Origin of the sequence: Mycolicibacterium wolinskyi str. Jessa 2025, from assembly GCF_049241375.1 — a bacterium.
In the GTDB taxonomy this organism is placed as follows: Bacteria; Actinomycetota; Actinomycetes; order Mycobacteriales; family Mycobacteriaceae; genus Mycobacterium; species Mycobacterium wolinskyi.
Map to the genome: position 1 here is coordinate 1401389 of NZ_CP185960.1, position 13131 is coordinate 1414519.

Sequence of the window (13131 nt, forward strand, 5' to 3'; positions counted from 1 at the left end):
GTGTGCCGCCTGCCGAACCGATCGGAGCCTGATGCACTATCTGCTCTTGGGCCCGATGTCGGTCGTGCGGGACGATCAATTGGTCGGGTTGGGCGGCCTTCGCCAGCGGGGTGTCCTGGCCGCTTTGCTGTTGGCCGGGGGACGGACGATCGACACCGACGCGTTGGTCGACATGGTGTGGGGCGACACCCCGCCGCCCAAGCCGATCGCGTCGCTGCGGGCCTACATCGCGAACCTGCGCCGCATCCTGAGCGGCGACCGGCTCGTCACCGATCACAACGGTTACCGCCTGAACTTGGGCTCGGATCTCGTGGACATCCGTGAGTTCGAATCGTTGGTGTGCGACGGCCGTCGCCTCCTCGCGGCAGGCGACGATGTCGCTGCCGCACGTGTGCTGGAATGCTCGCTGCGCCTGTGGCGCGGCACGCCACTGGCCGATTTTCGCGATCAGGCGTTCGTCCACCACGAGGTGCACCGGTTACAGGCGCTGCGGGTCGATGCGCTCGAAGCGCGGTTCGACGCGCAACTCGGTATGGGTCGCAACTGGGAGCTGATCGCACCGCTGGAATCCGAGGTGGCGGCCCATCCTTTGCGCGAAAAGCTGTGGGCCCAACTGATGTTGGCGATGTACCGGGCGGGCCGACGCGCTGACGCCCTGCAGGCGTATCGGCGGGCGCACGCTCTGCTGGACGCCGAGCTCGGTGTCGAGCCCGGTGCTGAGCTGCAACGGATCGCCGCGGCCATCCGTGACGAAGCAACCGAACTCCACTGGAGGCGAACGGGTTCTGCCGTTTCGTCGCCGAGTGCGCGGCCCAGCCACGTCGCGGGGCGCTCGCGCGAGGTGTTGCGCGTGCACAGTGCACTCCGTGCGGCCGGCCGGGGTGGCCGCTGACCTCAGGGCGTGATCGTGGTCTGCTCGTCGATGATCGCAGTGGCGTCGAGCAACGGACCTAGTTGGTCCTCGGTTCCATCGGCGTTGAGCTGCAACACGAACAGACCGTCCTGCCCGGGGACGACCACGGTCTTCTGTGCGATCAACCGGCGGGCACCGTCTTTAACGTAGATACCGCCGATCTGGTATGAGTCGAATCCGCCGAGCGTTCCGGCCGAGCCGTCGCCCTGATTCTCATAACCCGGCAGGTTCCTGATCTCGTTCGGTGCGTACTCGAGGATCTTCGCGGGGTCGACGTTGCCGGTCAGCTTCGACATCAGCGCGATGATCGACGGCGGGTCGGCGGCGAACGCGGGATCGGTCGAGACGATCGCACCCCACGCCCAGTCCGGGGCTGTTGCGCCGGCATCCTCCCACCCTTCGGGGATCGGGAGATTGACGGCGGGTGTTCCCGGATCGCCTCGGTGCACCGGGGTTTCGACGATCTTGTTGTCGCGGATGTAGTCGACGATCGTGTAGTTCGGACCGGACGCCTGCGCCGGTGACGTCGCTGCCGCGGTTGTTTCCTTCTCGGAGGTGGTCGTCTCACTGGTCGCGGTCGCCGACTCCGTGGTGGCATCGCCTTCGGTCGTGTTGGATCCACAGCCGGCCAGCGCGATGCCGAGCGCCATGGCGGCGACGGCGATACCGCCGGCGCGCAGCGATGTGGTCATGGGGTCTCCTATCCGTTGGAGAAATCGGCACGCACCGTAGCGGGCACCGATTGGAAACGGATTGGAACCGCCGCAGCCGCCGGTTCGACGTTTGCCAGCATCGGGTGTCAACGCCATCTGTTGAGACATCAAGCAACTTTGATTGCATGTTCACGGATTGCCCGTCGACCTTCGCGAATCTGCTTGACGGTTAGCCGAACGAGTGAAAAATACTGCTTTACCGGACACTCTGGATTGACGTTGGCGTAACTGATGAGGACTGTCCGGTCATTGCCCGGGCGGGGCGGGCATCGGGAGGAGGTCGACACCATGGTGCGTGCCCTACGTTCGCTGGGCTTGGCAGTGCTCGCAATGGTCGGAGTGGTGGCGCTTGCCATCTCGGCCTCCATGTCGACCGTCGTCCAACTCGTGTTGAACCAACCCCATGCCCTCGTCATCGGCGGCAACACCAATCCCGATCCGAGTCCCGAGTACGTCGACAACATGGTCGACAACTACATCGGGGTGGGGTTCCCGGATCAGTACCGCTACCCGGTGCACACGCCCCAGCAGTTCTGGCCGGTCAACGGCACCATGACGTTCGATCAATCGACCGCACAGGGCGTGGCGGACCTCGAAGCCGAGATGGCCAAGCCCGAACATCAAGGCGTGCCGCTGGTGATCCTCGGGTACTCGTCGAGCACGCGGCTGGTATCGGCCGAGAAGAACAAGCTGATCGCGGCCCAGGACTTCGAAAGGGACATCAGCTTCGTGCTGGTGTCTGACGTTAACAAGGGCAACGGCGGCGTGCTGGCCCGGTTCCCGGGATGGGAAATCCCGTTGCTCGGAGTGACTTTCGACGGCGCCACGCGCACCGACAGCCCGCAGGTCGGACCGGACGACTACGCGCTGGACACCAAGAGCATCACCATCGTCCACGACGGCTGGTCGGATTTCCCGATCTACCCGTTGAACGGTTTGGCGCTCGCGAACGGGATCGCCGGAATCGTGTTGCTGCACGGCACATATCCGGAGCTGGACCAGCCCGAGCTGGTACCGGTGGGCCGCACCGGCGACACCGAGTACTTCGTCATCGAAACCGAGATCGTGCCGCTACTCATGCCCTTGGAACAGATCGGCGTGCCCCGCCCGATCCTGCTCGCCGTCGACGAGCCCGTGCGGGTGCTCATCGAGGCCGGGTACCGCCGCGACATCGATCCCGGTGCACCCACGCCCGCGTACCTCGTTCCCGTCATCAACCCGGTATCGCTCACCACGAACTTCGTCGCCGCCATTCCGGTGGGCATCGACGACGGTTTGCAGGCAAGCGATCTCGGCCGGCCGCTGGGCACCACGCCGTCCGGCCCGTTCGGGGTCGGTGGCGAAGACGAGGACCTCGAAGGGGCACCACCCGGCTTCATACCGCTCGGGAACCCGGCCGCCGCCACCACGACCACCACCACGGCGTCAAACGATTCCACGACGACGACATTGGCCGCACCGGCCGCCGAACCGGTAGCCGACACTGACGACGCACCGGAACCCAAGAAATCCGATCGGCCAAAACGGGTGCGCCCCAAGGTTCGTGGACCTATATCCTTCGACGGTCCCAAGCTCTCGGTCAGCCGGCCGCTCAAGCGCGTGGTCAACGCATTGACCGGCCGTCAATCGGAGACCGCCGACCAGACGTCGCAGCCCGAGCCGGCATCAGCCGCAGAGTCTGGAGCGCAGGCGGGCGCGGACGCCGCCGAGTGATTCAGAAGGCGATGTCGCGCGGCGTGAAGCGTTCGGTGACGTTGCCGACCAGCGACTCGTCGTACGGGTCGATCGCGAGCGTTTGACCCCCGGCAGGCAGTGCCAGCCGGTCGAATTCGACCCAGAGGGTGCTCGGGCTGGTGCTGAGCTCGAAGAAATACAGCCGCTGCGTGAGGTCGCTGACGGTGCGGTATTCGGTGTTGTAGACGCCGAAGTCACCGTAGGGCGCGCCGAACGGCACCGACACGTTGCGCATGATCGCCATCACGCCGGCCACGGCCTGCCGGATGTTGGCCGGCTCGGGCAACAGGGCCGAGTAGTAGGCGGCCCGTTGGAACCGGTCGACCGGATTCACGTTGCCCGGCAACGGTAGTTCCCGGCTCGGGTGCGAGAAATCCTGCTCGGCCAACAACGCCAGCTGTTCGTCATACGTCGGGTCGTTGGTCATCAGGGTGTACTGCCTGCCGTGGTGCACTACGAGCTTGCCCGAAGCCATTTCGAGGATCGCCGAGTCGCCGGAGGCGTCCTCGATGGCCAAGTGCAGGGTCGCCTCGCGGCCGCGGGCGCCCACCATGACCAACTGGACGCCGTCCATGAGGGCCAGCGCCTGCTCGACCGTGGCCGCCTGGTCGAGCAGATACTGCGCCCACACCCCCGTGTGCAGACCCGGCAGGTCGGGATTGCGCGGGCCGACGTCAGTGGAGCGCAGGTACAGCGCATGGACGCCCAGGCCTTCGGAGTTGATGCCGTCGACCGTGCCGAGTCCGTACACCGTGGTGGCCAGGCTCGCGTAGCGGCTCGTCCAGCGCAACGGGTTCTCGGCCACCACCGGGTGGCCGGCCAGCAGCCCGCCGTCGCGCGAGCGGCCCGCCGGGAACGCGACGATCAGCGGTTCAGTCGATTCCGGCCAATCCATGCTGCGGCCGGTGAGGACGGCGAGATCGTTGCTGTTCCACAGAACCCGAGTGCACATGGCCGCAGACTAGTTCACTGGCGGCGGTACCGGTCAGCACCTGGCCGTGAGGTAAACCGTCTGCGTCACGGCCTCGCCCGGCCGAACCGAATCCACCGTGCAGCGGTCCAGCGGCGCAGGGCCCATCTTGTAGAGGACGACGCGGTAGCCGTCCTGCTCGAGTTCGTTCACGGTGTCCTGCGCCGACCCGATGCCGGACGGTGCGGCCAGCGTCTCAGCCGGGAAGCCCAGCGTCAGTGCGGACAACGCACTGCCGGTCAGCGCAGCGACTGCCAATTCGTACACCTGTCGTGCCTCTCGCAATGTCATCGCCGGGCTATCGCGACCTCGGCGCTCTGCTGGTTGAAACCGACCGTGCCGCCGTTAAATTCCGCTGTATCGCAACGCTTGCCGTGTTCCTGACGCCGGAAAACGGCTTGACATTCCCGCCGGACGGTTCCTCGGTAGCAAACTTTGTGATATCAACGCGCCGTGCGCCTGATTGCTGCCGGAGTGGCCGTTGCCTTGTGTACGGCGGCCTGCGGGCAGCCGCCGGCTCCGGCCCCGACGTCGACACCGGTCACCACCACAGCCCCGGACGGGCCGGTGAATCCCGCGAGAATCGACCGGGTACGCCAGGAGTTACCGGACGGGTATGAGGTGACGAGCATCGACACCCGAACCAGTCCGATAGCGCTGTGGGGTTTCGGCCCCGACTGGCAGGCCGAGCCGGAACCGTGCGCGACACTGGCCGCCGCGGCGGTGGACCCGGCAACCGCACGCGGCTGGTCGGCGTCGGGCGCGGGCGGGATCGTCTACGCCGTCGTTGCGCGCACCACCGCGCCCCCGGACCCCGCGCTTGCCGGTCAGTGCGGGCAGTGGACGCTGTCGGGCGGCCACGCCACCGCGATCGTCACGGGCCTCGCCGCCCCGACGATCGACGGGGCACAGACGGCCGGGATGGCGGCCGCCATCGACACCGTCGTCGAAGGCGGCACCGAGACGCGCTCGCACGCCGACACCTTCACCGCGGACCTCGGCGCGTACCACTGCTTCGTCACCGTCGTCACCGACCCGGGATCGCCGAATGCCGCACTCGGCGCGGACTTCGCGGCGGGCCTGCTGGTGAAAACGGTGTCGGCGTTACGGGGCTGAACCGGTTGCGGCGGGTACATTTACCGCGATGCCGAACCGGAACGTGCTACCCGTCGTGATGTGCATTGGAGCCTGTGCGGCCGCGTTGGTCGCCTGCGGTCAATCCGACGAACCGGAGTATCCCAACGGTGACATCGCCAACGTCAGCAAGGTTCGGTCCAACTTCGGCCCGGAGTACAAGGTCAGCGATGTCGCCCCGACGGGGATCGACCCGAAAATGCTCGCACCGCAGAAGTTGCCGCCCGGGGTCAAGTTCGAACCCGCCGACTGCGCGAAGTTCGCCGAAGGGCAGTCGATGCCGCCCGGGTTGAAGGGCAACATGGCCGCGACCGCGGCCGAAGGCGCGGGCAACCGGTTCATCGTCCTGGCGGTCGAGACCTCGGAGCCCATACCGCTCAGCGATCCGGGCGATGCGTGCAAGCAGGTCAAATTCCTCGGGCCGGGGTCGCGCGGGCAGGTCGACGTGGTCGAATCGCCCCAGATCGATGGCGCGCGCACGGTCGGCACGCATCGTGTCGTGCAGACGACGGTTCAGGGCAAGCCGCGAACCGGCGAGCTCTACAACTACGTGGCCAGCTTCGGGTCGTTCATGGTGATCGTGACGGCCAATCCGCTCGTGGTGCCCGACAAGCCGGTCGCCCCCGTCGACACCGCCCGGGCCCGCGATCTGCTGACGGCCGCCGTCGCCGCCGTGAAGGGGTAGGCGCTAACGCACGTCGTGCGGCCGGAACTGGATGCTGATGCGCGGCCCGATCAAGCGGCTGGTCTTCGGAATCGAGTGCTCCCACGTGCGCTGGCACGAGCCGCCCATCACCAGCAGGTCACCGTGCCGGTGCTGCAGCCGCAGCGCGTGCCCGCCGCCGCGTGGCCGGAGCGCGAAAACCCTTGTCGCTCCGAGGCCCACGATGGCCACCATGGTGTCCTGATCGCGGCTGCGCCCGATCGTGTCGCCGTGCCAGGCCACGCTGTCGTTGCCGTCGCGGTACAGGCACAAACCCGCGGTGGTGAACGGTTCACCGAGCTCACCGCCGTAGGTGTCGTTGAGCCTGCGGCGGATCTGCTTGAGCCGCGGGTGTGGCACCGGCTCGTTCACCAGATGGTGAAAGCTGACCAGGCGCGGCACGTCGACCACGCGGTCATACATCTCCCGTTGCTCGGCCCGCCACGGGATGGCGTCCATGAGCTCTTCGAACAGCGAATCGGCATCGGGCAGCCAGCCCGACCGCAGCTCGACCCACGCGCCACTGCCGAGTCGGCGACGTTCCGCGTGCTCGAACAGCGAGCCTTGCAGCGCCAGCTCCATGCGCGCGAGTGTATCGCACACACGTTCGATATGTCAGAGGCGAGCCGCACCCGGTCCCTGTTCGGCCAGGACGTCGCCCGGGTTGGTCAGCAGACACGTTTTCAGGCTCAGGCAGCCGCAGCCGATGCAGCCAGTCAGGTTGTCGCGCAAGCGTTGCAGGTGCAGGATCCGGTCGTCGAGATCCTGGCGCCAGCCCGCGGAGAGGCGCGCCCAGTCCTTGCTCGTCGGCACCCGGTCGGTCGGCAGCGTGGCAAGGGCTTCGCGGATTCTGGCCAGCGGTATGCCCAGGCGCTGCGACATCCGGATGAACGCCACGCGGCGCAGCGTCTCGCGTGCGTAGCGGCGCTGATTGCCCGAGGTGCGACGGCTCATGATGAGCCCTTCGCGTTCGTAGAAATGCAGCGCCGAGACCGCGACGCCGCTGCGCTGCGCCATTTCGCCCGGGGTGAGTTCGTGCATATCCATGACACCTAAACCCTACTTGAGGTGATGGATGGGGTTACCGTTCTAAACGTGACTGATGTGGTGTTGGGCTCGAACTCCGAGGTTGGCACGCTGCGCGTGGTCATCCTGCACCGGCCCGGCCCCGAACTGCAGCGCCTGACACCCCGCAACAACGACGCCCTGCTGTTCGACGGTTTGCCGTGGGTGACCAAGGCGCAGCAGGAGCACGATGCGTTCGCCGACCTGCTGCGCTCACGCGGCGTCGAGGTGCTGCTGCTGGCCGATCTGCTGACCGAGGCGCTCGCGCACAGCGGTGCGGCCCGCATGCACGGCATCTCCGCCGCGGTCGACGCACGCCGACTGGGCCTGCCCCTGGCACAAGAGCTTTCGGCATACCTGCGCACTCTCGAACCTGTCGCGCTGGCCCATGTCCTGATGGCCGGGATGACGTTCAACGAGTTGCCGTTCAGCGGCGCCGAGCTCTCACTCGTCCGGCTCATGCACCACGGCGGGGATTTCGTCATCGATCCGCTGCCCAACCTGCTGTTCACCCGGGACTCGTCGTTCTGGATCGGGCCACGCGTGGCCATCACGTCATTGGCGCTGCCGGCCCGTGTGCGTGAGACGTCGCTGACCGACCTGATCTATGCCCACCATCCCCGCTTCCTCGGCGTGCGCCGCGCCTACGAATCGCGGTCCGCGCCCGTCGAGGGCGGCGACGTGCTGCTGCTGGCGCCCGGCGTGGTCGCGGTGGGGGTGGGGGAGCGTACGACGCCTGCCGGTGCCGAAGCCTTGGCCCGCAGCCTGTTCGACGACGATCTCGCGCACACCGTGCTCGCGGTGCCGATCGCGCAAGAGCGTGCCCAGATGCATCTGGACACCGTGTGCACGATGGTCGACGTCGACGCCGTCGTCATGTATCCCAACATCGTGGATTCGTTGTCGGCGTTCACGATTCATCGCGATTCCGGTCAAGTCCGCATCGACGACGAGGTGCCTTTCGTGCGGGCCGCGGCAGAGGCCATGGGCATCGACAAACTGCGGGTCATCGATACCGGGCTCGATCCGGTGACCGCCGAACGCGAACAATGGGACGACGGAAACAACACCCTGGCTTTGGCGCCGGGCGTGGTCGTCGCTTACGAGCGCAACTCCGAAACCAATGCCCGCCTTGCCGATTCCGGCATCGAAGTGCTGCCGATCGCGGCGTCGGAGCTCGGCACCGGCCGCGGCGGACCACGCTGCATGTCGTGCCCGGCGGCGCGGGATCCGCTCTAGATCGCCGTTGGGCGTCGAGATTGCGGTGAGGGCTGTGATTTCGGCGAACTCACAACCCTGAGCGCAATTTCAACGCTTCGCGCACTCGGTGGAGGATGTAGGACTTGCTGTGCTCGGCTACCACGCGGATGTCGTCCCAGCCTTCGCGGTCGATCAGCTCGGCTCGCCCGATATCGAACACGTATTGCCTGCGGTCCTCGCTGTGATGTTTGCCCTCATAGTCGAGGCCGACCTTCGGCCCTTCGTAGCCCAGGTCAATGAACGCCTCGTTGAACCCGTCGGTCACCTGGATCTGCGTGCTTGGTCGCGGTAGACCGCCGTCGATCAGAACCAGGCGCAGCCAGGTCTCTTTCGGCGACTCGGCACCTCCGTCCATCAGGTCGAGAGCGATCTCGGATCGGCGCAGGCCACGTGCCCGTGGGTAACGGTCGGCCAGCATCAGCGCATCGACTGCCTTGACGTGGGTGGCGCGGGCGAGCGCGTCCAGGTAGCTGACCGCGAGGTCGCGGGGTAGATGCCGTCCCAGGTCCAACGCCGTGCGCTCCGGCGTCGTCACCGGCAATCCGTCGATCTCGATGACCTCGTCTGCGTCTAACCGCTCGTTCCGCACGACGATGCCCGGAGGTGGACGACCGTTGCGCCAGATCAACTCGACGGGTGTGGCGGCAGAAATCCATCGTGCACCGTGTACAGCGGCCGCCGCCCGTCCGGCGATCACGGCGTTGCGGCCCGACCACAGCCATGCGCCCACGGTTCTACGGCGCAGCGAAGGCGCTGCCGTCTTCGACACGTAGACGTCGGGAAATATCGCCCGGTAGTTCCACCGCAGTTCGCCACGCGTCAGAGCACCGGCTTTGAGCATTTCGCTGCCGATGAATACGTCGAGCATGGCGTGATGTTGCGCAGCCCGACCGACAATTCTCGGCGTTGACGTCGAGATTGCGCGTAGGGCTGTGGATAACTCGAAATCACAACCCTGAGCGCAATTTCAACGCGCAGCCACCGAGCACTACCGCCAGCTCGGCAACCAAATCTGCAGGTTCCACGTCGCCTGTGAGATCGGCAGGCCCGTGAGGATCGGATACATCCAGGCGAAGTTCGTGATCACCAGCGCCACATAGAAACACACCGTCAACAGGCCCAAGGTTCGTCGCTCGGGGTTCTGATTGGGTTTGTACAGAATGTCGCCGAGGATCAGTGCGATCGCCAGGACGAGGAACGGCGCCATCACGGTCGCGTAGAAGAAGTACATCTGCCGGTCGATGTCGGCGAACCATGGCAGAAAGCCCGCCGAGTAGCCGACGAGCACCGCGCCATAGCGCCAGTCACGCCGCACCACCGCGCGCCACAACGCCCAGCCGATTACCGGCACCGCGATGAACCACATCGCCGGCGTGCCGACGAGCATCACGGCCTTCACACACGATTGGGCGCCGCAACCCGGCACATCCTGGTTGTCGATCGCGTAGAGCACGGGCCGCAAGGACATCGGCCAGGTCCACGGCTTGGACTCCCATGGATGGTGGTTGCCGTCGGCGTTCGTGAGCCCGGAGTGGAACCGGTACGCGGCATACGTGTAGTGCCACAGCGACCGGATGGCGTCGGGCAGCGGGAGGATGCTGTTCTCGCCGATCGACTGGCCGACCTCGTGGCGGTCGACCCCGGTCTCGGACGCGAACCACGGTGCGTATGAGGCCAGGTACACCCCGAATGGAATCAACCCGAGGGCGTACACCGCGGGGCCGACATCGCGCCGGAGCATGCCGCGCCACGGTTGCGGCACGTGGTACTGCTTGCGCGCGACGGCGTCGAACACGAGCGTCATCACACCGAAGAACAGCACGAAGTACAGGCCGGACCACTTTGTCGCACAGGCCAATCCGAGGAGAACCCCGGCGCCGAACCGCCACCAGCGCACCCCGAGGCGCGGGCCCCACGGCGTCTCGGCGATGCGGCCCTCCATGAACGCGACGTGCATGCGTTCGCGGACCTGATCGCGGTCGACCATCAAACAGGCGAACGCCGCGACCACGAACATCGTCAGGAACGCGTCCAGCAGTGCCGTACGCGCCGAGACGAAGCTGACGCCCTCGGCGATGAGCAGCAGTCCGGCGATACCGCCGACGAGTGTCGAGCGGGTGATCCGTCGCGCGATCCGCACGACGAGCATCACGAGGATGACACCGCACACCGCGCCGGAGAACCGCCAGCCGAGCCCGTTGTAGCCGAACAGCCACTCACCGATGGCGATCAGTTGTTTGCCGACCGGGGGATGCACCACGAGTCCGTAGCCGGGGTTGTCCTCGACACCGTGATTGTGCAGAACCTGCCAGGCCTGGGGTGCGTAGTGCTTCTCGTCGAAGATCGGCGTGCCTGCGTCGGTCGGCGAGCCCAGGTTCAGGAATCGGCTCACGGCGGCGAGAGCGGTGATGACGGCCGTCATCGCCCAGCCCTGCAACCGGTCGACCGGACCGAAATCGGGTGCCGGTATGACCGGCGCCGGGCTGATCAGGGGGACCGAGCGTCCAGCCGTCGGCACATCGGTGGCGGGGGCGGTCACGCAAGCGATCGTAGGCTGTCGGTCGTGACACCCGGCAAACTGTTGATCGGCGCCACGCCGTTGGGCCAGCCTTCGGACGCGTCGGCGCGGCTGGTCACGGCGCTGAAGAGCGCCGACATCATCGCTGCCGAGGACACCCGGCGGATCCGGTCGCTCGCGCAGGCCCTTGAGGTCACCCCGCGTGGTCGGGTGCTGAGTTTCTTCGACCAGAACGAGGCCAGCCGAGTGCCTGGCCTGATCGACGACATCGCGTCCGGTGCGACGGTCCTGGTGGTCAGCGACGCCGGAATGCCGCTGATCAACGATCCTGGCTACCGCCTGGTGGGTGCCTGCATAGAGGCCGGCCTGCCGGTCAGCTGCCTGCCGGGCCCGTCGGCGGTCACGACGGCGCTCGCGGTATCGGGGCTGGCATCCGACCGGTTCTGCTTCGAAGGTTTCTCGCCGCGCAAGCACGCGGCCCGCATGACGTGGTTGCGGACGCTCGCGACCGAGCAGCGCACGTGCGTGTTCTTCGAGTCGCCGCGACGGCTCGCCGAGACGCTGCGTGATGCGGTCGACGCGCTCGGTCCGGCGCGTAGAGCGGTGGTCTGCCGCGAGCTGACCAAGACGCACGAGGAGATCGTGCGGGGAACTCTCGAAGAGCTGGCCGAGTGGGCCGCCGACGGAGTCCTGGGAGAGATCACCGTCGTGCTGGCCGGTGCCACGCCGACGGCCGATCTCGACACGTTGGTGGCCGAAGTCGAGGACCTGGTCGAAGGGGGCGCCCGCGTGAAGGACGCGTGCGCCGAGGTGATCGCCGCACATCCCGGCGCACCGTCACGGCGCGAGCTCTACGACGCCGTGCTTCGCGCGCGGGGCTGAGCCGGTTTTCCTCCTCGCGTCCGGGCCACGAGGCTCGATGCCTTGTGCAGACACTCGTCCCACTCGCGGTCGGGGTCGGAGTCCGCGGTGATACCGCCGCCGACACCCAGCACCGCGGCCCCCGAGGCGTCGAACTCCACGGTGCGGATCGCCACGTTCAGCTCACACCCCGCCACAGGTGACGCCAAACCGACTGTGCCGCAATAGACCCCACGCCGCGCGGGCTCCCACACCCGCAGTAGCTCGCGGGCCCGGCCCTTGGGCGTTCCGGTCACCGACGCAGGCGGAAACGTCGCGTCGAGCAACGCCGACATGGGCACCGCGGCGTCGACCTGCGCGCTGACCGTCGAGACGAGATGCCACACCCCTGGGGCGGGGCGCACCGCGAGCAGTTCGGGCACCGTCACGCTGCCGGTGCGCGCCACGCGGCCCAGATCGTTGCGGACGAGGTCGACGATCATGATGTTCTCGGCGACATCCTTGACCGACGCCAGCAGGCCGCCCGGATCGGCATCCTTCGGCAACGTGCCCTTGATCGGGCTCGACGTCACCGATGTGCCGCGCCGGCTCAGGAACAGCTCCGGTGACAGCGACGCCACCGCACCCCAGTCGCCCGCGATGTACGCCGCGCGGGCGGGTGCGGTCCGGGTCACCGCATCGGCGAAGAACTCCAGTGGCGGCCCCTCGATCCGGCCGGTGAACCGCGTGCAGACGCAGGCCTGATACACCTCACCCGCCGCGATGGCCTCAAGGCAAGCGAGCACCCCGTGCCGGTGGCGAGCGCGGTCGGGCGCGATCCACTCGAGGGCGTACGGCGCGGGCGGTGCGGGCGGCAGAGTGCCCAGCCAATCGGGAAGTGCCGCGCCGGTGAGGCTTTCGTACCACCAACTGCCGCCGCCGTCCTGGCGCAGCACGCAGTCCGACCAGCCACCGGCGGCCTCGGGGATACGCGGCGTCGACTCGTCGGCGCCTGGATCGGGATATGACAGGTAGCCGAACCAGCCGCCGCCGATCACGTCCGCGGTCCCCGGCGGTGCGTAGAACACCTCCGCCGGACCGACGGGCGTGGCCGCCAGTGACGGCGCGATCACCGCGCGGGAGCCGAACCAGTCGCCGATGAGTGCGGCGGGCGGCGGCAAGTGAGCGGCGGCCGCCGCGGCCGCGACGCTGCGCAGCACGGCGGGTGCCTCACCCAGGTCGCCGAGCCGCTCGATCCGCATGCCACCAGCGTGGCAGAAC

14 protein-coding genes are annotated in these 13131 nt (G+C 67.4%); 6 read left to right on the plus strand and 8 right to left on the minus strand.

All coding sequences use genetic code 11. The features are described from left to right. Positions 1–31: 31 nt before the first annotated feature. Positions 32–892, plus strand: coding sequence for an AfsR/SARP family transcriptional regulator (locus ACOI2T_RS07090; RefSeq protein WP_409504930.1), 861 nt, complete (start codon positions 32–34; stop codon positions 890–892). Positions 893–894: 2 nt separating this feature from the next. On the opposite strand, the gene lpqN is transcribed toward ACOI2T_RS07090, so the two are convergent. Continuing rightward, positions 895–1605 carry an envelope biogenesis lipoprotein LpqN gene (gene lpqN, locus ACOI2T_RS07095; RefSeq protein ID WP_409504929.1) on the minus strand — a complete coding sequence of 237 codons (711 nt, stop codon included), beginning with the start codon at positions 1603–1605 and terminating at the stop codon, positions 895–897. 252 nt (positions 1606–1857) lie between these two features. Here lpqN and ACOI2T_RS07100 point away from each other — a divergent pair, with 252 nt between their 5' ends. After that, positions 1858–3339: a PE-PPE domain-containing protein gene (locus ACOI2T_RS07100; protein ID WP_409504928.1), complete on the plus strand. Its 1482-nt coding sequence runs from the start codon at positions 1858–1860 to the stop codon at positions 3337–3339. A 1-nt stretch (position 3340) separates the two neighbouring features. Here the strand turns inward: ACOI2T_RS07100 and ACOI2T_RS07105 are convergent, their stop codons facing one another. Beyond that, positions 3341–4312 carry a bile salt hydrolase gene (locus tag ACOI2T_RS07105; RefSeq protein WP_409504927.1) on the minus strand — a complete coding sequence of 324 codons (972 nt, stop codon included), beginning with the start codon at positions 4310–4312 and terminating at the stop codon, positions 3341–3343. A 33-nt stretch (positions 4313–4345) separates the two neighbouring features. Next, complete coding sequence (locus ACOI2T_RS07110; RefSeq protein ID WP_067844300.1) at positions 4346–4597, minus strand: hypothetical protein; 252 nt, start codon at positions 4595–4597, stop codon at positions 4346–4348. Between the two features lie 186 nt (positions 4598–4783). On the opposite strand from ACOI2T_RS07110, the gene ACOI2T_RS07115 reads away from it, so the two are divergent. After that, on the plus strand, positions 4784–5446 hold the full coding sequence (locus tag ACOI2T_RS07115) for a DUF5642 family protein (protein ID WP_409504926.1): 663 nt from the start codon (positions 4784–4786) through the stop codon (positions 5444–5446). Between the two features lie 28 nt (positions 5447–5474). Continuing rightward, positions 5475–6149, plus strand: coding sequence for a DUF5642 family protein (locus tag ACOI2T_RS07120; protein WP_085144140.1), 675 nt, complete (start codon positions 5475–5477; stop codon positions 6147–6149). A gap of 3 nt (positions 6150–6152) precedes the next feature. Here ACOI2T_RS07120 and ACOI2T_RS07125 read toward each other — a convergent pair whose 3' ends face one another. Both ACOI2T_RS07125 and soxR read right to left on the minus strand, forming a co-directional pair. Next, the gene (locus tag ACOI2T_RS07125; RefSeq protein WP_067844309.1) at positions 6153–6749 is read right to left on the minus strand and encodes an alpha-ketoglutarate-dependent dioxygenase AlkB; all 597 of its coding nucleotides are present in this window, start codon (positions 6747–6749) and stop codon (positions 6153–6155) included. A gap of 33 nt (positions 6750–6782) precedes the next feature. Further along, the gene (soxR, locus tag ACOI2T_RS07130; RefSeq protein ID WP_409504925.1) at positions 6783–7214 is read right to left on the minus strand and encodes a redox-sensitive transcriptional activator SoxR; all 432 of its coding nucleotides are present in this window, start codon (positions 7212–7214) and stop codon (positions 6783–6785) included. Positions 7215–7262: 48 nt separating this feature from the next. Here soxR and arcA point away from each other — a divergent pair, with 48 nt between their 5' ends. After that, positions 7263–8471, plus strand: coding sequence for an arginine deiminase (arcA, locus tag ACOI2T_RS07135; protein WP_409504924.1), 1209 nt, complete (start codon positions 7263–7265; stop codon positions 8469–8471). Between the two features lie 49 nt (positions 8472–8520). Here the strand turns inward: arcA and ACOI2T_RS07140 are convergent, their stop codons facing one another. Both ACOI2T_RS07140 and ACOI2T_RS07145 read right to left on the minus strand, forming a co-directional pair. After that, positions 8521–9360 carry a type IV toxin-antitoxin system AbiEi family antitoxin gene (locus ACOI2T_RS07140; protein WP_409504923.1) on the minus strand — a complete coding sequence of 280 codons (840 nt, stop codon included), beginning with the start codon at positions 9358–9360 and terminating at the stop codon, positions 8521–8523. Between the two features lie 120 nt (positions 9361–9480). Beyond that, complete coding sequence (locus tag ACOI2T_RS07145; RefSeq protein WP_409504922.1) at positions 9481–11031, minus strand: dolichyl-phosphate-mannose--protein mannosyltransferase; 1551 nt, start codon at positions 11029–11031, stop codon at positions 9481–9483. A 24-nt stretch (positions 11032–11055) separates the two neighbouring features. Between ACOI2T_RS07145 and rsmI the strand changes: the two genes are divergently transcribed. After that, positions 11056–11892, plus strand: a complete 837-nt coding sequence (rsmI, locus tag ACOI2T_RS07150) for a 16S rRNA (cytidine(1402)-2'-O)-methyltransferase (protein ID WP_067844322.1) — start codon at positions 11056–11058, stop codon at positions 11890–11892. On the opposite strand, the gene ACOI2T_RS07155 is transcribed toward rsmI, so the two are convergent. After that, positions 11862–13112: an aminodeoxychorismate synthase component I gene (locus ACOI2T_RS07155; RefSeq protein ID WP_409504921.1), complete on the minus strand. Its 1251-nt coding sequence runs from the start codon at positions 13110–13112 to the stop codon at positions 11862–11864. The genes rsmI and ACOI2T_RS07155 overlap by 31 nt on opposite strands. Positions 13113–13131: the final 19 nt, after the last annotated feature.

Excerpts from the sequence above, each read along its gene's own strand:
- ACOI2T_RS07090 (WP_409504930.1), top strand. The coding sequence starts at position 32 with ATGCACTATCTGCTCTTGGGCCCGATGTCGGTCGTGCGGGACGATCAA.
- lpqN (WP_409504929.1), bottom strand. The coding sequence starts at position 1,605 with ATGACCACATCGCTGCGCGCCGGCGGTATCGCCGTCGCCGCCATGGCG.
- ACOI2T_RS07100 (WP_409504928.1), top strand. The coding sequence starts at position 1,858 with ATGAGGACTGTCCGGTCATTGCCCGGGCGGGGCGGGCATCGGGAGGAG.
- ACOI2T_RS07105 (WP_409504927.1), bottom strand. The coding sequence starts at position 4,312 with ATGTGCACTCGGGTTCTGTGGAACAGCAACGATCTCGCCGTCCTCACC.
- ACOI2T_RS07120 (WP_085144140.1), top strand. The coding sequence starts at position 5,475 with ATGCCGAACCGGAACGTGCTACCCGTCGTGATGTGCATTGGAGCCTGT.
- ACOI2T_RS07125 (WP_067844309.1), bottom strand. The coding sequence starts at position 6,749 with ATGGAGCTGGCGCTGCAAGGCTCGCTGTTCGAGCACGCGGAACGTCGC.
- soxR (WP_409504925.1), bottom strand. The coding sequence starts at position 7,214 with ATGGATATGCACGAACTCACCCCGGGCGAAATGGCGCAGCGCAGCGGC.
- ACOI2T_RS07140 (WP_409504923.1), bottom strand. The coding sequence starts at position 9,360 with ATGCTCGACGTATTCATCGGCAGCGAAATGCTCAAAGCCGGTGCTCTG.
- ACOI2T_RS07155 (WP_409504921.1), bottom strand. The coding sequence starts at position 13,112 with ATGCGGATCGAGCGGCTCGGCGACCTGGGTGAGGCACCCGCCGTGCTG.